Source organism: Stenotrophomonas sp. PvP093 (assembly GCF_017876915.1).
GTDB lineage: Bacteria > Pseudomonadota > Gammaproteobacteria > Xanthomonadales > Xanthomonadaceae > Stenotrophomonas > Stenotrophomonas muris.
This window is the reverse complement of record NZ_JAGIOX010000004.1, coordinates 2,803,506-2,824,530: the sequence shown is the minus strand read 5'-3', so window position 1 is coordinate 2,824,530 and position 21,025 is coordinate 2,803,506. Positions and strand designations below refer to the sequence as shown.

At 67.2% G+C, this 21,025-nt stretch carries 18 protein-coding genes; 10 read left to right on the top strand and 8 right to left on the bottom strand.

Going from position 1 to position 21,025, the window contains the following annotated elements; all coding sequences use genetic code 11:
- Positions 1-4 precede the first annotated feature (4 nt).
- Positions 5-985, top strand: coding sequence for a protein translocase subunit SecF (gene secF / locus J3A72_RS15475; RefSeq protein WP_014646828.1), 981 nt, complete (start codon positions 5-7; stop codon positions 983-985).
- A gap of 721 nt (positions 986-1,706) precedes the next feature.
- Positions 1,707-2,966, top strand: a complete 1,260-nt coding sequence (gene fabV / locus J3A72_RS15470; RefSeq protein ID WP_041863324.1) for an enoyl-ACP reductase FabV — start codon at positions 1,707-1,709, stop codon at positions 2,964-2,966.
- 114 nt (positions 2,967-3,080) lie between these two features.
- On the opposite strand, the gene J3A72_RS15465 is transcribed toward fabV, so the two are convergent.
- The 3 genes from J3A72_RS15465 to J3A72_RS15455 form a co-directional block, all read right to left on the bottom strand.
- Positions 3,081-5,150 carry an EAL domain-containing protein gene (locus J3A72_RS15465; protein ID WP_046430216.1) on the bottom strand — a complete coding sequence of 690 codons (2,070 nt, stop codon included), beginning with the start codon at positions 5,148-5,150 and terminating at the stop codon, positions 3,081-3,083.
- Positions 5,151-5,241: 91 nt separating this feature from the next.
- Positions 5,242-6,426, bottom strand: a complete 1,185-nt coding sequence (locus J3A72_RS15460) for an NAD(P)/FAD-dependent oxidoreductase (RefSeq protein WP_032960467.1) — start codon at positions 6,424-6,426, stop codon at positions 5,242-5,244.
- Complete coding sequence (locus J3A72_RS15455; RefSeq protein WP_049441891.1) at positions 6,423-6,971, bottom strand: YaeQ family protein; 549 nt, start codon at positions 6,969-6,971, stop codon at positions 6,423-6,425. The genes J3A72_RS15460 and J3A72_RS15455 overlap by 4 nt, the downstream gene beginning before the upstream one ends.
- Positions 6,972-7,095: 124 nt before the next feature.
- On the opposite strand from J3A72_RS15455, the gene J3A72_RS15450 reads away from it, so the two are divergent.
- Positions 7,096-7,965 (top strand): pseudouridine synthase, encoded by an 870-nt coding sequence (locus J3A72_RS15450; protein ID WP_014646833.1) that lies wholly within the window; start codon positions 7,096-7,098, stop codon positions 7,963-7,965.
- Between the two features lie 13 nt (positions 7,966-7,978).
- Here J3A72_RS15450 and J3A72_RS15445 read toward each other — a convergent pair whose 3' ends face one another.
- Complete coding sequence (locus tag J3A72_RS15445) at positions 7,979-8,467, bottom strand: YaiI/YqxD family protein (protein ID WP_075077179.1); 489 nt, start codon at positions 8,465-8,467, stop codon at positions 7,979-7,981.
- A 303-nt stretch (positions 8,468-8,770) separates the two neighbouring features.
- Here J3A72_RS15445 and J3A72_RS15440 point away from each other — a divergent pair, with 303 nt between their 5' ends.
- The 4 genes from J3A72_RS15440 to J3A72_RS15425 all read left to right on the top strand — a co-directional run bounded on the left by J3A72_RS15440 (position 8,771) and on the right by J3A72_RS15425 (position 12,596).
- Entirely contained in the window at positions 8,771-8,980 is a 210-nt protein-coding gene (locus J3A72_RS15440; protein WP_005416210.1) for a cold-shock protein, read from the top strand.
- A 189-nt stretch (positions 8,981-9,169) separates the two neighbouring features.
- Positions 9,170-9,859: a glutathione S-transferase gene (locus J3A72_RS15435; RefSeq protein ID WP_014646835.1), complete on the top strand. Its 690-nt coding sequence runs from the start codon at positions 9,170-9,172 to the stop codon at positions 9,857-9,859.
- 32 nt (positions 9,860-9,891) lie between these two features.
- Positions 9,892-11,457 (top strand): YdiU family protein, encoded by a 1,566-nt coding sequence (locus J3A72_RS15430; protein ID WP_075077180.1) that lies wholly within the window; start codon positions 9,892-9,894, stop codon positions 11,455-11,457.
- A gap of 602 nt (positions 11,458-12,059) precedes the next feature.
- Positions 12,060-12,596: an adenine phosphoribosyltransferase gene (locus J3A72_RS15425; RefSeq protein ID WP_049405272.1), complete on the top strand. Its 537-nt coding sequence runs from the start codon at positions 12,060-12,062 to the stop codon at positions 12,594-12,596.
- A 174-nt stretch (positions 12,597-12,770) separates the two neighbouring features.
- Here the strand turns inward: J3A72_RS15425 and dbpA are convergent, their stop codons facing one another.
- Together dbpA and J3A72_RS15415 are read right to left on the bottom strand one after the other, a co-directional pair.
- The gene (dbpA, locus tag J3A72_RS15420) at positions 12,771-14,147 is read right to left on the bottom strand and encodes an ATP-dependent RNA helicase DbpA (RefSeq protein ID WP_014646838.1); all 1,377 of its coding nucleotides are present in this window, start codon (positions 14,145-14,147) and stop codon (positions 12,771-12,773) included.
- A gap of 184 nt (positions 14,148-14,331) precedes the next feature.
- On the bottom strand, positions 14,332-15,411 hold the full coding sequence (locus J3A72_RS15415) for a YeiH family protein (protein ID WP_032960449.1): 1,080 nt from the start codon (positions 15,409-15,411) through the stop codon (positions 14,332-14,334).
- Between the two features lie 101 nt (positions 15,412-15,512).
- Here J3A72_RS15415 and J3A72_RS15410 point away from each other — a divergent pair, with 101 nt between their 5' ends.
- Positions 15,513-16,388 carry a LysR substrate-binding domain-containing protein gene (locus J3A72_RS15410; RefSeq protein ID WP_014646840.1) on the top strand — a complete coding sequence of 292 codons (876 nt, stop codon included), beginning with the start codon at positions 15,513-15,515 and terminating at the stop codon, positions 16,386-16,388.
- A gap of 356 nt (positions 16,389-16,744) precedes the next feature.
- A complete protein-coding gene (locus J3A72_RS15405; protein ID WP_014646841.1) occupies positions 16,745-18,628 on the top strand; it encodes an ATP-binding cassette domain-containing protein in 1,884 nt (627 codons plus the stop codon).
- A 175-nt stretch (positions 18,629-18,803) separates the two neighbouring features.
- Here J3A72_RS15405 and J3A72_RS15400 read toward each other — a convergent pair whose 3' ends face one another.
- Together J3A72_RS15400 and J3A72_RS15395 are read right to left on the bottom strand one after the other, a co-directional pair.
- Positions 18,804-19,265, bottom strand: a complete 462-nt coding sequence (locus J3A72_RS15400) for a cytochrome c (protein WP_005416218.1) — start codon at positions 19,263-19,265, stop codon at positions 18,804-18,806.
- A 9-nt stretch (positions 19,266-19,274) separates the two neighbouring features.
- Positions 19,275-19,664, bottom strand: a complete 390-nt coding sequence (locus tag J3A72_RS15395; RefSeq protein ID WP_075076756.1) for a c-type cytochrome — start codon at positions 19,662-19,664, stop codon at positions 19,275-19,277.
- Positions 19,665-19,869: 205 nt separating this feature from the next.
- On the opposite strand from J3A72_RS15395, the gene J3A72_RS15390 reads away from it, so the two are divergent.
- Positions 19,870-21,015 (top strand): MexH family multidrug efflux RND transporter periplasmic adaptor subunit, encoded by a 1,146-nt coding sequence (locus J3A72_RS15390; RefSeq protein WP_014036886.1) that lies wholly within the window; start codon positions 19,870-19,872, stop codon positions 21,013-21,015.
- The last annotated feature ends 10 nt before the right edge of the window (positions 21,016-21,025 follow it).

The window sequence follows — 21,025 nt, the reverse complement described above, 5'->3', positions numbered from 1 at the left end:
CACAATGAAACTGTTTCCGCTGCACATCCTCCCGAACGACACCAAGATCGACTTCATGCGCTGGCGCCATGTCGCCATGGCAGTCACCATCGTGGTGTTCCTGGCCTCGGTCGCCATCATCGGCATCAAGGGCTTCAACTACGCACTGGACTTCACCGGCGGCACCCTGATCGAAACGCGTTTCGAGAAGGCCGTGGACGTCGAGCAGGTCCGCGCCAAGCTGGAGCAGAACGGCTTCGACGGTGCCCAGGTGCAGAGCGTCGGTGGCAATACCGACCTGCTGATCCGCCTGGCGCCGCACGGCGAGCATGCGCCGGGCACCGGTGATGCCGCTGCCGAGGACAAGGCCACCGCCGCGGCCGTGGTGAAGGTGCTGTCCAGCGCCGACAACCAGGCCACGGTGATGAGTACCGCATTCGTCGGCCCGCAGATCGGCAAGGACCTGGCGAAGAACGGCCTGTACGCCACCATCTTCATGCTGGCCGGCTTCCTGATCTACATCGCGGTGCGCTTCGAATGGAAGTTCGCGGTCACCGCCAGCATCGTGGCGATGTTCGACCTGATCGTGACGGTCGCCTACGTGTCCCTGCTGGGCCGTGAGTTCGACCTGACCGTGCTGGCCGGCCTGCTGTCGGTGATGGGCTTTGCGATCAACGACATCATCGTGGTGTTCGACCGCGTCCGCGAGAACTTCCGCAGCCTGCGCGTGGACTCGATGGAGGTGCTGAACCGTTCGATCAACCAGACGCTGTCGCGTACGGTGATCACCGCGGTGATGTTCTTCCTGTCGGCGCTTGCCCTGTACCTGTACGGCGGTGCGTCGATGGAAGGCCTGGCCGAGACGCACATGATCGGTGCGGTGATCGTGGTGCTGTCCTCGATCCTGGTCGCGGTGCCGATGCTGACGATCGGCTTCCTGCGCGTCAGCAAGCAGGACCTGCTGCCGAAGGCGAAGGACGTCGAGGCCCTGGCCCGTCGCCCGTAAGCATCTGCTGCACGCGGCACACAGAGAACCCCGCGCAAGCGGGGTTTTTTGTGTGCAGGGCTTGCAGCCCTGCACCCCCGGTAGTGCCGGCCGCTGGCCGGCAACAGCAACAGCAACAGAGTGCATTCCGTGGTTGGGCGGGACGGTGTCGGAGTGCGGGGACGCCGCAAGTACGTCCGTGTAGGCTTGGCAGCCGCATCCATGCGGCTGACACCCCGCACTCCGACACCGCCCCGCCTCTGACAGATTCCTGCGGCTGTTGGTAGGTGTCGACCTTGGTCGACACATCTGTCAGATATCGATAATCAGACTGGAACCAGATCTACCGTGTCGACCAAGGTCGACACCCACCAGAGAAGAATGCTGTCCCGACAGGTCGCGGAAATCTGTCGAAGGCGGGGTGGGTCCGGTTGCGGGGGCGTGAGCCGCATGGATGCGGCGACCGAGCTTACATGGACGTACTTGCAGCGCCCCCCGCAACCGGATCCACCCCGCCAACCCACAGGAACTCAGCTTTTGACGCTGCTGTTGAGGTTGCCGGCCAGCGGCCGGCACTACCGCGTGTGCAGGGTGCAACCCTGCAAAACAAACCTCACCCTACGCCAGCGTCGGTTGTGCAATCGTCCCCCGCGCACTACGATCCTGCGGTTCGCGCGCGCAGGCGCGCGCCCGTATTCCTGCTGAGCGCCCCGTGCGCCGCATCTGCCAACCCGAGGTATCCATGGTCATCAAACCGCGCGTCCGCGGCTTCATCTGCGTCACCACCCACCCGACCGGCTGCGAGGCCGCGGTCAAGCAGCAGATCGACTACATCCGCGCGCGCCCACCGATCCAGAACGGTCCCAAGCGGGTGCTGGTGATCGGTGCCTCGACCGGCTACGGCCTGGCCGCGCGCATCACCGCTGCCTTTGGCAGTGGCGCCGCCACCCTCGGCATCTTCTTCGAACGGCCGGGCAGCGAGACCAAGCCGGGCACGGCGGGCTGGTACAACTCGGCTGCGTTCCACAAGTACGCCGACGAAGCCGGCCTGTATGCCAAGAGCATCAACGGCGATGCCTTCTCCGATGAAGTGAAGGCGAAGACCATCGAAATGATCAAGGCCGATCTCGGCCAGGTCGACCAGGTTGTCTACAGCCTGGCGGCGCCGCGCCGCAAGCATCCGAAGACCGGCGAGATCATCAGCTCCTCGCTGAAGCCGATCGGCGAGCCGATCACCCTGCGTGGCCTGGATACCGACAAGGAAGTGCTGACCGAGACCCACCTGCAGCCGGCTACCCCGGAAGAGATCGCCGGTACCGTCGCGGTGATGGGCGGTGAAGACTGGCAGATGTGGATCGACGCGCTCGCCGATGCCGGCGTGCTGGCCAACGGCTGCACCACCACCGCCTTCACCTACGTGGGCGAAGAGATCACCCAGGCGATCTACTGGAATGGCTCGATCGGTGCGGCCAAGAAGGACCTGGACACCAAGGTGCTGGGCCTGCGCGAGAAGCTGGCCAAGATCGGTGGCGATGCACGCGTATCGGTGCTGAAGGCGGTGGTGACCCAGGCCAGCTCGGCCATTCCGACCATGCCGCTGTACCTGTCGCTGCTGTTCAAGGTGATGAAGGAAAAGGGCACCCACGAAGGCTGCATCGAACAGCTGGACGTGCTGTACGACATCCTCTACGGCGGCAAGGCCGACGGCGTGGCGATCGATCGCCTGCGCCACGACCTGGTCGATGGCGATGGCCGCACCGTTGCGCTGATCGATGAGGAAGGCCGCCTGCGCGCCGATTACAAGGAAATGGCCGCAGATGTGCAGGGCAGGGTGGTCGCGCTGTGGCCGCAGGTGACCAACGAGAACCTGTACGAGATCAGCGATCTGGCCGGCTACAAGGCCGACTTCCTGCGCCTGTTCGGCTTCGGCGTGGAGGGCGTGGACTACGAGGCCGACGTCAATCCGGACGTGAAGATCGAAAATCTGGTCGACATGACCTGATCAACGAAAAGGCCGGCGAACGCCGGCCTTCTCGTTTGTGTAGAGCCGAGCCATGCTCGGCTGCTCTTCGCTTGAGTCCCGCAGCCGAGCGTGGCTCGGCTCTACAGAGAGGCGTCACCCGAACTCGAAGCCCATCTCCGGCAGCGCCGGGCCGACGAAGTCGCCCTGCACGTAATCCACGCCGGCACTGAACAGCAGCGTCATCGAGTTGGCATCGCTGACGAACTCGGCAATGGTGCGGATACCCGCTTCCTGTGCGCGCGCGGTGATCTGGCTGATGCGGTCGATGTTCTCGCGCGTGGCGGCCAGGTCGCTGGTGAAGCCCCGGTCCAGCTTGAGGAACTGCGGCTGGAAGTGGGCCAGCAGCTGGAATGAATCCAGCCCCGAACCGAACTGCTCCAGGCCGATGCGGCAGCCCAGCGGCGCCACTTCGGCTAGGAACTGCTGCGCACTGCGCAGGTGGGTGAAGACCTTCGCTTCCGGCGCATGCAGCCACAGCCGTTCGCCGGGCACGCCCTGTGCCTGCAGTTCGCGGCGCAGCGTGGCGATCATCTGCGGGTCGTCGAACGATTCCGGCGTCACCTTCACCAGCACCTGGGTGGCGTTGCCCTCGCGTGCCCGCTGGCCGAGCACCGCGATGGCCTGCGAGACCACCCAGCGGTTGATGTCGGCCAACAGGCCGTGTTCCTCGGCGATGCCCAGGAACGCGGTCGGGCTCAGCAGCTCGCCATTGTTCTCCAGGCGCAGGTAGGCCTCGTACAGCTCCAGTGGCTCGCCCTGCAGGTTCAGCACCGGCTGGTAGTGCAGCTGGAAGCCGTCGCCGGCCAGCGCCTCGCGGATGCGCGCAACCCAGCGCTGTACGCGTTCTTCCTCGACACGGTCGGCGGCAGCCGGGTCGAAGATGCGGCAGGTGTTGCCCAGTTCGGCGGCGGCCTGGGTGCAGTCGCTGGCGCGCGCCAGCACCTGGCCGATGCTGGCGATCTTCTCGCCCACCTGCACGCCACCGATGCTGACCGTCACCGTGGCCGAGCGTGCGCCGATGCTGAAGACATGTGCGGCATAGGCTTCGCGGATGCGCTCGGCCAGCGCCACGGTCTGCGCGTAGGGCCCGGCCTGCAGCACGGCGAAATTGTGTTCGCCGAAGCGGGCCAGTTGCGCGTCCTCGCCGACCACCTCGGCCAGCAGGGCGGCGAGAGCGCCGATCAGGATGTCGGCCGACGCCAGGCCGATATCCGGCAGCAGGCGCGCGTAGTGGTCAGGCTCGATCAGCAGCAGGCCGAACTGACCCTCGCTGCGCCCGGCCTGGGCCACCGCGCTTTCCAGCTGCAGCATGAAGGTCGGGCGATTGAGCAGGCCGGTGACCTGGTCGCGCTGGCGCAGGTCCTCGACCTCGCGTGCCAGCTCGGGGTCGAACTCCATGCGGCGGCGGAGCACCACCTGCAGGCAGGACTCGCCCTCGTAGGTGGCCGCGGCAAATTCCATCGTCGCCGGGAAGGAACTGCCGTCCTCGTGGCGCGCGTCGAGCTGGTACTGCGGCGGCGGCGCCTCGCCACGGCTGAGGCCTTTGAGCAGCTGTTTGAAGCCCTCCACGTGCTGGGCGGCGACCATGTCCAGCAGCGAAATGCCTTCGATGTCCTCGAAATGCTCGTAGCCGAACATCTCCAGATAGGCGTCGTTGGCGCGGATGTGCATGCCTTCATGCACATAGGCGATGGGGTCGCGCGAGGAGGCGATCAGCGCGTCGCAGCGGCGCTCGGTCTCGCGCATCTGCGCCTCGATCCGGCGCAGGCCGCGACGCGCCTGCAGGTCGACCCACTGGTCGCGGACCACGGCGAGCAGATGCTCGGGGCGCTGGCGCAGGGCGAGGGCGCGGATGCCATGGCTGCTGGCCTGCACCAGTTCGTCCTCGTCGATGCGCTCGGCCAGCAGCACCAGCGGGATGTCCTTGCCGCTGGCGGCGATGTGCTGGGCCGCCAGCTGCAGCGGGATGCCCTGCGAAGGCGAGGCCAGCACCAGGTCGATGGCCTGGCTGGCCAGCACCTGGGCCAGCTCGGCCGCATCCTGCGGGCGCCACGGGCGTACCGCGATGCCGCTGTTGCGCAGGGTGCTGACGATGGCTTCGGCATTCTCGCCGCTGTCATCGACGATCAGCAGGCGGATGGTGATGTCGTTCGCGTTCTGCATGCACTGCTCCCCAATCTGCGAATCTAGATACACGATGCGCGGCGAACCGTCCATGCGCGCACCCCTGGCGCGCCTCGAACGGCGAAGTGGTTCACACCACGCCGCCCGCTGCGTGGCCGCTGGCCCAGGCCCATTGGAAGTTGTAGCCGCCCAGCCAGCCGGTCACGTCCAGCACCTCGCCAACGAAGTGCAGGCCGGGCACGCGCTTGGATTCCATCGTCGAGGATGACACTTCGGCGGTGTCCACGCCGCCCAGGGTGACCTCGGCGGTGCGGTAGCCTTCGGTGCCGCTGGCCACCAGCGGGAATGCGCCCAGCAGCTGCGCAGCCTGGCGCAGCACCGGCTCGTCCAGCTGGCGCACGGGCCGGTCGGGCAGCCAGTGCTCGCACAGGCGTTGCGCCAGCCGCTTCGGCAGTACCTCGCCCAGCACCGTGCGCAGCTCGGCGGCCGGGCGGTCGCGCTTCATCTGGCGCAACCACTCGCCGGCATCCTGGCCCGGCAACAGGTCCAGCTCCAGCGCATCGCCGGGCTGCCAGAACGACGAAATCTGCAGGATGGCCGGGCCGCTTACGCCACGGTGGGTCAGCAGCATGAAGTTCTGGAAACTCTTTCCGTTGCAGCGCGCCTCGATCGGCAGTGCGACGCCGCTGAGGTCGGCCAGCCGCTCCTGGTGCTTGCCGCTGAGGGTCAGCGGCACCAGCCCGGCGCGGGTCGGCAGTACCTGGTGGCCGAACTGGCGGGCCACCTCATAGCCAAAGCCGCTGGCCCCCATGCTGGGAATCGACAGGCCACCGGTGGCAACCACCAGCGAGGCGCAATGGAACAGGCCCTGGGTGGTGTGCACGCGGAAACCATCGCTGCCGTGCTCGATGCGCTGCACGCTGCACTCGGTACGGATCTGTACGCCGGCCGCCTGGCACTCGTCCACCAGCATCTTCACGATCTGCTTGGACGAGATATCGCAGAACAGCTGCCCCAGTTCCTTTTCGTGATAGGCGATGCCGTGCTTGTGCACCAGCTCGATGAAATGCCAGGGCGTGTAGCGGGCCAGCGCCGACTTGCAGAAGTGCGGGTTGGCCGACAGGAAGTTGGCCGGGGTGGTGCCGGTGTTGGTGAAGTTGCAGCGGCCACCGCCGGACATCAGGATCTTCTTGCCGACCTTGTTGGCATGGTCGATCACCTGCACCTGGCGGCCGCGCTGGCCGGCAGTGATCGCGGTCATCAGCCCGGCTGCGCCGGCACCGATGACCACCACATCGCAACGGATGGTGCTCATGCCTTGGCGCGCTTGCGCCAGTCCGGGATCACGTCGAGCTGGATCTGGTCGTTGAGCAGCTGCACTTCGCCGTCCTGGATCAGCACGCTCCAACGCATGGCACGCTGGATCTGCTGGCCCCAGCGCTCGACGAATTCGCCGTCCAGATCAACCACCGAAAGATTGTCGAAGCGCGCCAGACCCTTGCCCTGCTTGCCCCACCAGATCTCCGAGGCGTTGCCGCCGTAGTTGACCACCTGCACCTGGCGGCTGCGATTGCTGGCCTTGCGGATGCGCGATTCGTCCGGATGGCCCAGGTCGATCCACTGCAGGATGTCGCCGGTGTAGTCGTGTTCCCACAGATCGGGCTCGTCATCGGTACTCAGGCCGCGGCCGAACTCCAGGCGATCGCCGGCGTTCAGCGCGAAGGCGAGCAGGCGCACCATCAGGCGCTCGTCGGTCTCGGACGGATGCTGGGCCAGGGTCAGGTTGTGGGTCGCGTAGTAGCCGCGATCCATGTCGCTGATCTGCAGTTCGGCCTTGCGGATGGTGGCGGTAAGAGCCATGGGGGATCCGTGGACTAAAGAGGACAATGATAGAGGTTTGCTCCGGGGGTGTCCGTGGCCGGACTGTCTGCGCACCGTCAACGGTGGCACTCTTGCGCTCTTTCCCGTGGCCGGAGTGGACGCCATGAGCTTGCCCAGCCGGTTGCAGCTGCCGCCCGGCCCCTGGGCCACCCTGCTGGATGGCCTGTGTGCACGTTTTCCGCGCATCGCGCGCGCGCAATGGCAGGATCGCTTCGCGCGCGGCCGCGTGCTGGACGCGCAGGGCAGGGCGCTCACTGCGGACATGCCCTGGCAGGTCGGGCTGGACATCCAGTACTTCCGCGAGGTGGCCGACGAACCGGTGATCCCCTTCACCGAAACCATCGTCCATCTGGATGCGCACCTGCTGGTGGCCGACAAGCCGCATTTCCTGCCGGTGACACCGGCGGGCGGGCATGTACGCGAGACGCTGCTGGCGCGGCTGGTCGCCCGCACCGGCAATGCCGATCTGGTGCCGCTGCACCGGCTGGATCGGCTGACGGCCGGGCTGGTGCTGTTCTCGACCCAGCGTGCGTCGCGCGATGCTTACCAGCGCCTGTTCCGTGAGCGGCGCATCGAAAAGACCTATGAGGCCTTGGCACCGGCGCTGCCGGGGCGGGAGTTTCCGCTGCAGCGGTACAGCCGCCTGGTGCCGGGCGAGCCGTTCTTCCGCATGGCCGAAGTGCCCGGCGAGGCCAATGCGCGCAGCCGGATCGAGCTGATCGAGGCCGAAGGGCCGATCTGGCGCTACCGCCTGCTGCCGGAAACCGGCCGCAAGCATCAGCTGCGCGTGCACATGGCCATGCTGGGGGCGCCGATCATGGGTGACGACCTGTACCCGCAGCTTCGGCAACGGGCACCGGACGTAGCCGAGGCGCCGCTGCAGCTGCTGGCGCGGGCCCTGGCTTTCGATGACCCGTTGAGTGGTGCACGACGGATGTTCAGCAGCGGCCGCAGCCTGAGCCTTCCGGCTTAGGGCGGCCAGGCGCTCAGCGGGCCGGGCGTCGCGCCAGCCAGCGGTCCAGCTCGGCGGCGAACAGCTGCCGGTCGCGGGGGCCCAGGGGCGGCGGTCCGCCGGTCTGGACCCCGGCGCCGCGCAGTTCCTCCATGAAATTGCGCATCGACAGTCGCTCGGCCATGTTGTTCGGTGTGTACAACTGGCCGCGCGGGTTCAGCGCGACGGCCTGCTTCTTCAGCACCAGCGCGGCCAGCGGGATGTCCTGGGTGACCACCAGGTCCCCCGCGGCGACCCGCTCGACGATGGCGCTGTCGGCCACGTCCAGCCCCTGCGGCACCTGGATCGAGCGCAGCCAGCGCGAGGGCGGGGTGCGGATCCACTGGTTGGCGACCAAGGTCAGTTCGATCCCGACCCGTTCAGCCGCACGGAACAGGGTGTCGCGGATGACGGTGGGACAGGCGTCCGCATCCACCCAGATGCGGGGAGAGGCGTGTTCAGCGGGGGTTTCAGCTTCAGTCATTTACCCAGTGTAGGGTAGGAAAAACCTGAATGGGGACTCGGAGTTAGCCGCGAGAGGCTGCCAACCCTTGTCACGCCTAGCGGGTGACGTATTCCCATGAACGTCGGGGCTATCGCTTTTTGCAGAAAACACGCGTATCGTGCGAGCCACTGTGTTTGCTAGGGTCACCGTGAATCGTGGCCTGGTGCAGTTGATCTCACGATCCGCTCATCGATCCGCTTTACCAACGCCTGCAACTCAGTCTCGGCCCCGATACCCGGTGGCTGCGATTTTTTTCAACATGTGTTTCAGGAGTTAGTAAAAATGTCTGAACGTCAGACCGGTACCGTCAAGTGGTTCAACGACGCCAAGGGCTTCGGCTTCATCACCCCGGAAAGCGGCCCGGACCTGTTCGTGCACTTCCGCGCGATCCAGGGCACCGGCTTCAAGACCCTGCAGGAAGGCCAGAAGGTTACCTTCATCGCCGTCCAGGGTCAGAAGGGCATGCAGGCTGACCAGGTGCAGGCGGTCTAATCCGTCTGCTACCGTTGGGTAGCCAGAACGCCGGAAGCGAAAGCTTCCGGCGTTTTTTATTGCCCGCCGTTTTTTTTGTAGAGTCGAGCCATGCTGGACTGCGCCCAAAGACAGTCGAGCATGGCTCAACTCTACAAAGGACATGCAGCCGGCGCGGTACGATGCGCGTCTCCCCAAGGGATCACCCCCATGCGCATCGTCCACCATCTGGAAAACTCCCGTTCGCTGCGCGTGCTGTGGATGCTGGAGGAGCTGGGGTTGGACTACGAACTGCGCCGCTATCCGCGCGATCCGAAGACGCTGCTGGCGCCGCCGGAACTGCGCAACGTGCATCCGCTCGGCAAGTCTCCGGTACTGCAGGATGGTGAGCTGGTACTGGCCGAGTCCGGCGCGATCCTCGACTACCTCGCTGACCGTTACGACACGCAACGCCAGCTGTCGCCGTCACCAATGCCGGCAGACGGGGCCGAACGCATCGCTTACCGCTACTGGCTGCACTACGCCGAAGGCTCGGCGATGCCACCGTTGCTGCTGACCCTGGTGATGGGCCGCATACGCAACGCGCCGATGCCGTTCTTCGCGCGCCCGATCGCACGCAGCATTGCCGACAAGGCCGAGCGCGGCTTCATCGGCCCGCAGCGGCGCCTGCACCTGGACTGGATGGAGCGCCGCCTGGCCGAAAGCCCGTGGTTTGCCGGCGAGCGTTTCAGTGCGGCCGACATCCAGATGAGCTTCCCGATCCAGGCCGCTGCCGCGCGCGGTGGTGGCCTGGACGACAAACCGGCACTGCGTGGCTTCCTCAAGCGTATCGGTGAACGCCCGGCCTACCAGCGTGCCGAGGCCCACGGCGGCCACCTGCAGGCGCTCGGCGGCAATTGAGGAGGGCGGCCGTCGCCCTCATCTCCAGCACCATGGATACCGACACTCCCCGTTTCGACAACCGCCTGCTGCACACCCTGCCGGGCGACCCCGAATCCGGCCCGCGCAGGCGCGAAGTGCTGGGCGCCGCCTGGTCGCCCGTGATGCCGACCCCGGTGACGGCGCCCACGCTGTTGGCCTGGGCGCCGGACGTCGCCGAAATGCTTGGCTTCGATACCGCTGAAGTCGAAAGCGAAGGTTTCGCGCAGGTATTCGGCGGCAATGCGCTGTACGCCGGCATGCAACCGTGGGCAGCCAACTACGGTGGCCATCAGTTTGGCCACTGGGCCGGCCAGCTCGGCGACGGGCGTGCGATTTCGCTGGGTGAGCTGGTTGCGCCGGATGGCCAGCACTGGGAGCTGCAGTTGAAGGGGGCCGGGCCAACGCCGTACTCGCGGGGGGGCGATGGACGGGCAGTGCTGCGCTCATCGATCCGCGAATTCCTGTGCAGCGAGGCGATGCATCACCTTGGCGTGCCGACTACGCGCGCGTTGTCACTGGTCGGCACCGGTGAGGACGTGGTGCGCGACATGTTCTATGACGGCCATCCGCGTGCCGAGCCAGGCGCCATCGTATGCCGGGTCTCGCCGTCGTTCCTGCGCTTCGGTTCGTTCGAACTGCCGGCCTCGCGCGGTGAAACCGCCCTGCTGCAGCAGCTGGTGGATGCCTGCATCGCCCGCGACTTCCCCGAACTGCAGGGGCAGGGCGAGGCGCTGTACGGCGACTGGTTCGCGCAGATCGCGGTGCGCACCGCCGAGATGATCGCGCACTGGATGCGTGTCGGCTTCGTGCACGGCGTGATGAACACCGACAACCTGTCCGTGCTCGGTGTGACGCTGGATTACGGCCCCTATGGCTGGGTCGAGGACTTCGATCCGGACTGGACGCCGAACACCACCGACGCCCAGGGGCGCCGCTACCGCTTCGGCACCCAGCCGCAGGTGGCGTACTGGAACCTGAGCCGATTGGCGCAGGCGCTGTCGCCGCTGTTCGCCGATGTCGCACCGCTGCAGGCAGGCCTGGCGGCTTACCAGTCCACGTTCGTGGCCTGCACGCGTCGCGATGCTGCAGCGAAGCTGGGGCTGGCTGCTGCCGACGATGATGACCTGCAGCTCTACCAGCGCTGGCAACAGCTGATGCAGGAGGGCGCAATGGACATGACCCTGGCTTGGCGCGCACTGATGCGCATCGACCCGGCGGCAGCAGATGCGACGGTTCTGGACGCGGTGTACTACGACGAGGCGCGGCGACAGGCAGTGCAGGCACCGCTGCAGCACTGGCTGCAGGACTACGCAGCGCGCCTGCGCCGCGATCCGCTGGCGGCCAGCGAACGCCAGGCGAAGATGGCAGCGGCCAACCCGCTGTACGTGCTGCGCAACTGGCTGGCCCAGGAAGCGATCGACCGCGCAGAGCAGGGGGATCTCGGCGGCGTCCATGCACTGCAGGACGTGCTGCGCGACCCGTACACCGAGCGTGCCGGCCTGGAACACTTCGCTGGCAAGCGCCCGGCGTGGGCCGACAATCGCGCCGGTTGCTCGATGCTGTCCTGCAGTTCCTGAGGGTGGGTTTCGGCAGGGCTGCGCCCTGCACCTGCGGAGGCCAGATCAACAGCCAGAGCAAAAGCGGATTCCGTGGTTTGGCGGGGCGGTGTCGGAGTGCGGGGACGCTGCAAGTACGTCCCTGTAAGCTTGGCAGCCGCATCCATGCGGCTGACACCCCGCACTCCGACACCGCCCCACCTCCGACAGATTCCCGCGGCTGTGGGTAGGTGTCGACCTTGGTCGACACATCTGTCAGATATCGAATGAAATTCCGGGGTCAGATCCGTTTTCCTTCGTAAAACGGATCTGACCCCATGAGCAATTCCGACAGATCGCAGGAAACTGTCGAAGGCGGGGTGGGTCCGGTTGCGGGGGCGTGAGCGCCATGGATGGCGCGACCGAGCCTACACGGACGTATCTACGGCGTCCCCCGCAACCGGACCCGCCCCGCCATCCCCCGGGATGCAGGCAGTTGCAGTTGCAGTTGCAGTTGCTGTTGAGGTTGCCGGCCAGCGGCCGGCACTACGGCAGGTGCCGGGCGCAGCCCGGCCGGACACCACCAGCAGGCAGGCGGCGCCCGGAACAGGTACCCTATGCCGCCATCAGATAGCCAATGTGACATGACCGACGCCATCGTCGCTCCGCAGTGGGCCTCCCGCCTGCGCGACATCGCCGACTTCCCCAAGCCCGGCATCCTGTTCAAGGACATCATGCCGCTGCTCGCCCATGGCGAGGATTTCCGCGGCGCGATCACCGCGATGGCCGACCGTTGGCGCGACCAGAAGCTGGACGCAGTGGTCGGCATCGAATCGCGTGGGTTCATCCTCGGTGCCGCGATGGCGCTGGAGCTGGGCGTCGGCTTCGTGCCGGTGCGCAAGCCGGGCAAGCTGCCAGGCCAGGTCCTGCGCGAGGAATACACGCTGGAATACCGCAGCGACTGCATCGAAGTGCATGCCGATGCGCTGCCGGCCGGCGCCCGCGTCGTGATCATCGATGACGTGCTGGCCACCGGCGGCACGCTGGTCGCTGCGCTGTCGCTGGTGCGCCGCCTGGGCGTTGAAGTGGTCGGCGCCGGTGTACTGGTCGAACTGGACGGCCTCGGAGGTCGCGCCCGCTGGGAATCGGACCTGCCGCTGCACACCGAACTGGTGTTCTGACCGAAGGGTGGGTGCCAACCAGGGTTGGCACCTGCCAGCGCGAATGGCCGGGAGCCGGTCGTTGCCAACCTTGGTTGGCAGCACTTTTCGCGACGGGTGCCATGGACGGGCCAACCAAGGTTGGCCGCTACCAGGCCAGATCGTTACCAACCGTAGTTGGCAACGCTGCTTCAATCACATCATCCGCACGCGGAAACGACGGCCCTTGATCTTGCCGGCTTCCAGCTTGGCCACGGCCTTGTTGGCCTGCTCACGCGCGATCGCCACATAGGAGCGGGTCGGGAAGATCGCGATCTTGCCGATGAACTTGCTCGACAGGCCGGCATCACCGGTCAGCGCACCGAGGATGTCGCCCGGGCGCAGCTTGTCGGTCTTGCCACCGTCGATGCGCAACGTGCGCATCGCGGCCTGCGGCAGTTCGGCCGGGCGCGAGGTTGCCAGCGGCGTCTTCTGCCAGTCCAGCGGCTGCCCCATCTGCGCTTCGATGGCGTCGGCGCGGGTCTTCTCGCGGCCGGCCACCAGGCTGATCGCCAGGCCGCTGGCACCGGCGCGCCCGGTACGGCCCACGCGGTGCTGGTAGCTCTCCACGTCGGTCGGCAGTTCGTAGTTGATCACCGCCGCCAGCTCTTCCACGTCCAGGCCGCGCGCGGCGACGTCGCTGGCGACCAGCACGTTGCAGCTGCGGTTGGCCAGCAGCAACAGCACTTCCTCGCGGTCGCGCTGTTCCATGTCGCCATGCAGGGCCAGTGCGGAGAAGCCGAACTGCTGCAGCGAGTTGGCCACTTCGTCCACGTCCTTGCGGGTGTTGCAGAACACGACCGCCGATTCCGGCGTGTACTTCAGCAGCAGGCCGGCCAGCGCCTTCTGGCGATGCGCCGGTTCCACCTCGCAGAACAGGTGGCGGATGGCCGGTGCCTGGTCGGCGCCTTCCACGGTCACTTCCACCGCGTCGCGCAGCAGGTCACGCGCCATGGCGCGGATGCTGTCGGGGAAGGTGGCGGAGAACAGCAGGCTCTGGCGGTCCCTATGGGTGCGGCCGGCGATCTCGCGGATCGGCTCCTCGAAGCCCATGTCGAGCATGCGGTCGGCCTCGTCCAGCACCAGCGTGCGCACCGCGCCCAGGTTCAGCGCGCGCTTGCGTGCCAGCTCCTGCACGCGGCCGGGCGTGCCGACCACCACATGCGGATCGTGGCCTTCAAGCGAGGCCAGCTGCGGGCCCAGCGGCACGCCGCCCACCAGCAGCAACAGCTTCAGGTTGGGGATGCCGGTGGCCAGCTTGCGGATCTGCTTGCCGACCTGGTCGGCCAGTTCGCGGGTCGGGCACAGCACCAGCGCCTGCACGCGGATCAGGCTGGGGTCGATGGCCTGCAGCAGGCCCAGGCCGAAGGCGGCGGTCTTGCCGCTGCCGGTGGGTGCCTGTGCGATCACATCACGGCCATCGAGGATGGCCGGCAGGCTCTGCGCCTGCACGGGGGTGAGGGTGGTATAGCCGAGGGCATCCAGGCCGGGCTGCAGGGCCGGGCTCAGCGGCAGGGTCGAGAAGTCAGTCATGGCGCATTGTACCTGCCTGCGCGGCCGGTCCCGCCTGATCGGATGGGGTCGAATCCCTTTCCGCAGGAAAGGGCTCCGACCCCATCGGAGTCGTCATCCACGCAGGGCGTGAATATACCCGGGGGGCGTCCACGCATGGCGTGGATCTACGGATGGATGCCGACCTGGGTCGGCACGCTCCTGCTCAGCCAAGCACCGCCAGTACACCCTGATGGATCGCCAGGCCACCGAACAGCAGCCAGGCGAACAGGATCAGCGCCAGCAGCAGCGGCTTCAGCCCGGCCTGGCGCAGCGCCGAGACGTGGGTGGTCAGGCCCAGCGCGGCCATCGCCATCGCCAGCAGCACGGTATCCAGCTGCACCAGCCCCGCCTGCAGGCCCGCCGGCAGCAGATGCAGCGAGTTGAACCCGGCCACCGCCACGAAACCAAAAGCGAACCACGGCACCACGATGCGCGCCTTGCTGCCGTCGGCGCTGGCCTTGCCGCCACGCGCCAGCCACAGCGACAGCGCGACCAGGAACGGCGCCAGCAGCATCACCCGCACCATCTTGGTGATCACCGCCGTGTCGGCCGCTGCTTCGTTGACCGCGCGGCCTGCCGCCACCACCTGTGCCACTTCATGCACCGTCGCACCGGTGAACAGGCCGTACTGCCGCGCGTCCATTGCCAGCCAGCCGTGCGACTGCACCAGTGCATACAACGCCGGGTAAAGGAACATCGCCAGCGTGCCGAACACCACCACCGTAGAGACCGCGACGGTGACCTGCGCAGCGCGGCCGCGCACCACCGGCTCGGCGGCCATCACCGCCGCCGCGCCGCAGATCGCGCTGCCGGCGCCGATCAGCATCGCCGCTTCGCGCTCCATCTTGAACACGCGCATGCCCAGCCAGCAGGCCAGCCCGAAGGTGCTGGCGACCACCAGCACGTCCATCAGCACGCCGGCCACGCCGACGTGGCCGATGTCCTGGAAGGTCAGGCGCAGGCCGTACAGCACGATGCCGGCGCGCAACAGCCAGTGCTTGGAGAAGCCGACACCGGCCGCGCTGCTCGGCGCCAGCCGCGGGTAAAGGGTGTTGCCGACCACGATGCCGGCGACGATGGCCACGGTCAGCGCGCTCAGGCCATGCGCCTGGAGCCAGGGAAGCTGGGCCAGGTACAGCGACGCCGCCGCGATCAGGCCCACCAGCAGCAGGCCGGGCAGGCGAGGCTGCCAGCGTTGGCGCAGGGCGGGCAGGGACCAGGAGGAGAGAGCGGTGGCGTTCATGGCGCGACAGGACTGGAGTGATGGGCCAAGCGTGCGCCTGTGTCACTGACCTGTAAAACGAATAATATGGGTGAAACCTACCTATAAAGCGGGTACATTCCATGCGCCTGACCTTGCGCCAGCTGCAGGTCTTCGTCGCCATCGCCGACCATGGCACCACCACTGCCGCCGGCCAGGCCGTCGCGCTCTCGCAGTCGGCCAGCAGCGCCGCCCTGCAGGAGCTGGAGGCGCACTTCGGCACCCCGCTGTTCGACCGCATCGGCCGCCGCCTGGCGCTGAACGGGCACGGCCGCGCGCTGCTGGAGCCGGCGCGCACCTTGCTGGTCAACGCCGCCGATCTGGAGCGGCAGCTGGCCGCCGGCGGCGACCCGTCGCAGGGCGCACCGCTACGGCTGGTGCTGGCCGCCAGTACCACCATCGGCAACTACCTGCTGCCGCCACGCATCGCCGAACTGCTGCGGCAGGCGCCGCAGGCCGAGGTCGATCTGCGCATCGACAACAGTGCCGGCGTGGTCGCCGCGGTACAGCGCCTGGACGTCGACGCCGGCCTGATCGAAGGCCCGTGCCATGAGCGTGGCCTGCAGGTGACCGCCTGGCAGCAGGACCCACTGGTGATCGTGGCTGCCGCCGATGCCCGCGCACGCTGGTCGCTGGATGAACTGCGCCGAGCACGCTGGCTGCTGCGTGAGCCTGGCTCCGGCACCCGCGAAGCCGTGGAACAGGCCCTGCTGCCGCACCTGCGTGGCTTCGCGCAGACCCTGCAGCTGGGCAATACCGAAGCGATCAAGCAGGCCGCCATCGCCGGCCTCGGCCTGGCCTGCCTGTCGCGCCACGCGCTGGAAGAGCCGCTGGCCCTGGGCCGCCTGCGCGTGCTCGAGACTCCGCTGCCGGCCCTGCAGCGCACCCTGTGGCTGGTGCGCCACCCCGGCAAGCAATGGCTGCCGGGGTTGCAGGCGTTGCTGGGGGAGGTGGGGTAGACATCAGATTTCCAGTCGATTCCATCCATCGACCCTTCTTGTAGCGCTCATCCACGCATGGCGTGGATCTACCGTGTCGACCAAGGTCGACACCCACCAGAGCAGAATGTAGTTCCGACAGATTGCAGGAATCTGTCGAAGGCGGGATGGGTCCGGTGGCGGGGGTGTCCGCGGCATGGATGCCGCGGCCAAGCCCCCAGGGACGGGTTTACGGCGTCCCCCGCGACCGGACCCATCCCGCCATCCCACAGGAAACCAGCTTTTGACGTTGCCGTTGAGGTTGCCGGCCAGCGGCCGGCACTACCGCGGGTGCCGGGTGCAACCCGGCCGACGCCCCCAACCCGTACAATATCCGGATGCCTCTGATTACTCTGCAGAACGTCGACTTCAGCGTCGGCGGCCCGTTGTTGCTGGAAAAGGCCGAACTGTCGATCGAGCCGGGCGAACGCATCGCCCTGATCGGCCGCAACGGCGCCGGCAAATCCACCCTGCTCAAGCTGCTGTCGGGCGACCACAAGCCCGATGACGGCGAAGTCCGCGTGCAGCAGGGCGTGCGCGTCACCCGCCTGGAGCAGGAAGTGCCACACGGCGCAGCCGGCTCGGTGTTCGACGTCGTTGCCGATGGCCTCGGTGAACTGGGCCAGTGGCTGGCCGAGTTCCACCATCTCAGCCATGCCGAGGTCTTCGATGGTGAAGCCCTCGGCAATGTGCAGGCCAAGATCGATGCCGCCAACGGCTGGGGCCTGGACCAGCGTGTCAGCGAAACGCTGACCAAGCTCGACCTGGACGGCGATGCCGAATTCGGCCGCCTGTCCGGCGGCATGAAGCGCCGCGTGCTGCTGGCCCGTGCACTGGTCTCCAGCCCGGACGTGCTGCTGCTGGACGAACCGACCAACCACCTGGACATCGAAGCCATCGACTGGCTCGAAGCGTTCCTGAAGGGCTGGAGCGGCAGCGTGGTGTTCGTCACCCATGACCGCCGCTTCCTGCGTGCGCTGGCCACCCGCATCGTCGAGATCGACCGCGGCCAGGTGACCAGCTGGCCGGGCGACTGGGCCAACTACGAGCGCCGCCGCGAGGAACGCCTCAACGCGCAGGCGCAGGAAAATGCCCGCTTCGACAAGCTGCTGGCGCAGGAAGAAGTCTGGATCCGCCAAGGCATCAAGGCGCGCCGTACCCGCGACGAAGGCCGCGTGCGCCGCCTCAAGGCGATGCGCACCGAACGCTCGCAGCGCCGCGACCTCAGCGGTAACGTCAAGATGGAAGCCGCGCAGGGCGTCAGCTCCGGCAAGAAGGTCATCGACGTCAAGGACATTTCGTTCGCCTTCGGCGAGCGCACCATGGTCCGCGATTTCACCACCACCATCCTGCGTGGCGACCGCATCGGCCTGATCGGCCCCAACGGCAGCGGCAAGACCACGCTGCTGAAGCTGCTGCTGGGTGAACTGCAGCCGGCCAAGGGAGAGGTCAATGCGGGCACCAACCTGCAGATCGCCTATTTCGACCAGTACCGCGCGGTGCTGCGCGAAGACTGGAGCGCGATCGAGAACGTGGCCGAAGGCCGCGATTTCCTCGAGTTCAACGGAAAGCGCAAGCACGTGCATGCCTACCTGCAGGACTTCATGTTCACCCCCGAGCGCGCGCGTGCGCCGATCACCCGCCTGTCCGGTGGCGAGCGCAACCGCCTGCTGCTGGCCAAGCTGTTCGCGCAGCCGTCCAACCTGCTGGTGATGGACGAACCGACCAACGACCTCGACGTGGAAACCCTGGAGCTGCTGGAAGAGCTGCTGGGCGAGTACACCGGTACACTGCTGCTGGTCAGCCACGACCGTGACTTCATCGACAACGTGGTGACCTCCACGCTGGTGATGGAAGGCGACGGCGTGATCGGCGAGTACGTCGGTGGCTACAGCGACTGGCAGCGCTATGCGGCCAGCGTGGCTGCGCCTGCCGCGGCCCCGGCTGCCAAGCCGGCGACTGCTGCACCGGCCGCTGCTGCGGCCGCGACTCCCGCAGCCCCCAAGCGCAAGCTGGCGTACAAGGAAGCGCGCGAGCTGGAGCAGCTGCCAAAGACCATCGAGAAGCTGGAAGGCGATGTCGAAGGGCTGACCTCGGCGATGAACGACCCATCGTTCTACACCCGCAGCAGTGCTGAAGTGACGGCGCACACCCAGCAGCTGGCCAAGGTGCAGGCCGAACTGGATGCCGCTTACGCGCGCTGGGAAGAGCTGGAAGGCTGAGCGTTGACCGGCGCCAGCGATCGCGCCGATTGATGTAGAGCCGAGCCCACGCCCGGCTCAGCAGATCCACGCCATGCGTGGATATCCGGAATCTGTGCGGACCAACGGTCCGCACCTACCAACCAACGGTCCGCACCCACCAACCGACGGTCCGCACCGACCGGGGGGCCGGCCGTCATTTGACCCCGTGCAGATCCCGCAGCTGGCTCGGCCGGCTGCCGAAGTACGCCGCCAGATCGGCGATGTCCTGATCACTCAGGTCCTTCGCCTGCGGCGTCATCAGCGCATGCTGGCGGTCACCGGCGCGGTAGGCCTGCAGCGCGTGCGCCAGGTAGTCACCGTACTGCCCACCCAGCTTCGGATAGGTCGGATCGATCGGCGCGTTGCCGTCGGCCCCATGGCAGTCGATGCAGCTCTGGTTGGTGGCCTTGCCCTTCACCTTGGCGCGGGCTTCACCGGCGGCCTCGCGGCCAGCGGGCAGGCCGGCGGAGGACGATGAACCGTGCTCGCCGCTGGCATGGCCCGGGTCGGCGGCCGATTTTTCGCTGTTTTCCACCTGCGACTGTGAGCAGGCGGCCAGCAGCAGGGCAACGGACAGGGCGATGGCGTGACGCATCGGATGCGCGGCTTTCGACATGGGCGGGCCTTACTTGACGGTGGACAGGTAAACAGAGAGATCGGCGATCTCCTGTTCGCTGAAACTCATCGACTGCGCCTGCATCGTCGGATGCCGGCGCTTGCCCTGGCGGTACTCGGTCAGGGCCTGGGCCAGATACTGCTGGGTCTGGCCGCCGATCTTCGGCACCCGATAACTGGGGTAGGCGTTCTTGTAGCCGGTGATCCCGTGGCAGCCCTGGCAGGTGTAGGCCAGGACGCGGCCATTGTCGAAGTTGCCGGTGGGTGCGGCGGGCGCTGGCGCAACGGCGGGAGCCGGGGCCGGGGCGGGTGCGGCAGGAGCAGGAGCGGGCTGTGCGGCGGCCCCAAGGGGCAGGAGGACGGCCAGAGCGAGACAAGCGGCGAGCGGCTGCGGGCGCATGGTGTCGTTTCCGGGGATTCGGGTCTGGTCGTTCCGGCGTGGGGTACGGAACGACCCGAGTATAGCCTCAGGTTTCATCTAGCTGAAATGGGGTCGGGCCGACCGGTGGCGTGAAGGCACCATGACCTTTGGGATATGGTGTTTCCGTGAAGTGGTGAATTACTTTGCTACCACACCTGTCCACGCATCCTTCAGGGACCCGACGATGTCGCACCCAACCTTCCTGTCCGGCCGTCGCAGCGGAATCTGCGCTGCCGCACTGCTGATCTCCACCTCCCTGCTGCTGGGCGGTTGCGCCGCAGGGCCCAATTCCGAAGCCAAGGCTGCCGAGACCAAGGAGGAGAAGAAGGTCGACGCAGTCCCGGTCGAAGTGGCGGTGGCCAGCCATCGTGCCGTAGCGGCCAGCTACACGGGCACTGCCGCGCTGGAACCACGCGCCGAGTCGCAGGTGGTCGCCAAGACCTCCGGCGTGGCGCTGGCGGTGCTGGTCGAGGAAGGGCAGCGGGTCACCGCCGGCCAACCGCTGGTGCGGCTGGACCCGGATCGTGCACGGCTGGCCGTTGCACAGAGCGAAGCGCAGATGCGCAAGCTGGAAAACAATTACCAGCGCGCACAGAAGCTGGTCGGCCAGCAGATGGTCAGCGCCGCCGATGTCGACCAGCTGCGCTACGACCTGGAAAACGTCCGCGCGCAGTACCGGCTGGCCACGCTGGAGCTGTCCTACACCACGGTGGTGGCGCCGATCTCCGGCGTGATCGCATCGCGCTCGATCAAGACCGGCAACTTCGTGCAGATCAACACGCCGATCTTCCGCATCGTCGACAACTCGCGGCTGGAAGCCACCCTCAACGTGCCCGAGCGTGAACTGGCCACCCTGCGCGCCGGCCAGCCGGTGACGCTGGCGGCCGACGCGCTGCCGGGGCAGAGCTTCACCGGCACCGTTGATCGCATCGCGCCGGTGGTGGATTCGGGCAGCGGCACGTTTCGCGTGGTCAGCGCCTTCGACGGCGCCGCACACGCGCTGCAGCCCGGCATGTTCGGTCGCATCCGCATCGACTACGACCAGCGTGCCGATGCGCTGGTCGTACCGCGCCTGGCGTTGCTCGACGACGGTGAGCCGGCGGTGTTCCGCGTGCGCGAAGGCAAGGTCGCACGCGTTCCGGTCAAGCTGGGTTACGCCGAGGGCCCGTGGGTGGAGATCCGTGATGGCCTGGCGGCCGGTGATCAGGTGGTCACCGCCGGCAAGGTCGCCCTGCGCGACGGCACCACGGTGCAGGTGATTGCCGATCCGAAGGCGAAGACGGTCGCTGCGGCCGCCAAGCCCGCAGACAAGGCCGGGAGCAAGCAATGACCGCCCCGGG

Bases quoted from the DNA above. Each gene is read 5' to 3' on its own strand.
- secF (WP_014646828.1), top strand. From the start codon at position 5: ATGAAACTGTTTCCGCTGCACATCCTCCCGAACGACACCAAGATCGAC.
- fabV (WP_041863324.1), top strand. From the start codon at position 1,707: ATGGTCATCAAACCGCGCGTCCGCGGCTTCATCTGCGTCACCACCCAC.
- J3A72_RS15465 (WP_046430216.1), bottom strand. From the start codon at position 5,150: ATGCAGAACGCGAACGACATCACCATCCGCCTGCTGATCGTCGATGAC.
- J3A72_RS15460 (WP_032960467.1), bottom strand. From the start codon at position 6,426: ATGAGCACCATCCGTTGCGATGTGGTGGTCATCGGTGCCGGCGCAGCC.
- J3A72_RS15455 (WP_049441891.1), bottom strand. From the start codon at position 6,971: ATGGCTCTTACCGCCACCATCCGCAAGGCCGAACTGCAGATCAGCGAC.
- J3A72_RS15450 (WP_014646833.1), top strand. From the start codon at position 7,096: ATGAGCTTGCCCAGCCGGTTGCAGCTGCCGCCCGGCCCCTGGGCCACC.
- J3A72_RS15445 (WP_075077179.1), bottom strand. From the start codon at position 8,467: ATGACTGAAGCTGAAACCCCCGCTGAACACGCCTCTCCCCGCATCTGG.
- J3A72_RS15440 (WP_005416210.1), top strand. From the start codon at position 8,771: ATGTCTGAACGTCAGACCGGTACCGTCAAGTGGTTCAACGACGCCAAG.
- J3A72_RS15435 (WP_014646835.1), top strand. From the start codon at position 9,170: ATGCGCATCGTCCACCATCTGGAAAACTCCCGTTCGCTGCGCGTGCTG.
- J3A72_RS15430 (WP_075077180.1), top strand. From the start codon at position 9,892: ATGGATACCGACACTCCCCGTTTCGACAACCGCCTGCTGCACACCCTG.
- J3A72_RS15425 (WP_049405272.1), top strand. From the start codon at position 12,060: ATGACCGACGCCATCGTCGCTCCGCAGTGGGCCTCCCGCCTGCGCGAC.
- dbpA (WP_014646838.1), bottom strand. From the start codon at position 14,147: ATGACTGACTTCTCGACCCTGCCGCTGAGCCCGGCCCTGCAGCCCGGC.
- J3A72_RS15415 (WP_032960449.1), bottom strand. From the start codon at position 15,411: ATGAACGCCACCGCTCTCTCCTCCTGGTCCCTGCCCGCCCTGCGCCAA.
- J3A72_RS15410 (WP_014646840.1), top strand. From the start codon at position 15,513: ATGCGCCTGACCTTGCGCCAGCTGCAGGTCTTCGTCGCCATCGCCGAC.
- J3A72_RS15405 (WP_014646841.1), top strand. From the start codon at position 16,745: ATGCCTCTGATTACTCTGCAGAACGTCGACTTCAGCGTCGGCGGCCCG.
- J3A72_RS15400 (WP_005416218.1), bottom strand. From the start codon at position 19,265: ATGTCGAAAGCCGCGCATCCGATGCGTCACGCCATCGCCCTGTCCGTT.
- J3A72_RS15395 (WP_075076756.1), bottom strand. From the start codon at position 19,664: ATGCGCCCGCAGCCGCTCGCCGCTTGTCTCGCTCTGGCCGTCCTCCTG.
- J3A72_RS15390 (WP_014036886.1), top strand. From the start codon at position 19,870: ATGTCGCACCCAACCTTCCTGTCCGGCCGTCGCAGCGGAATCTGCGCT.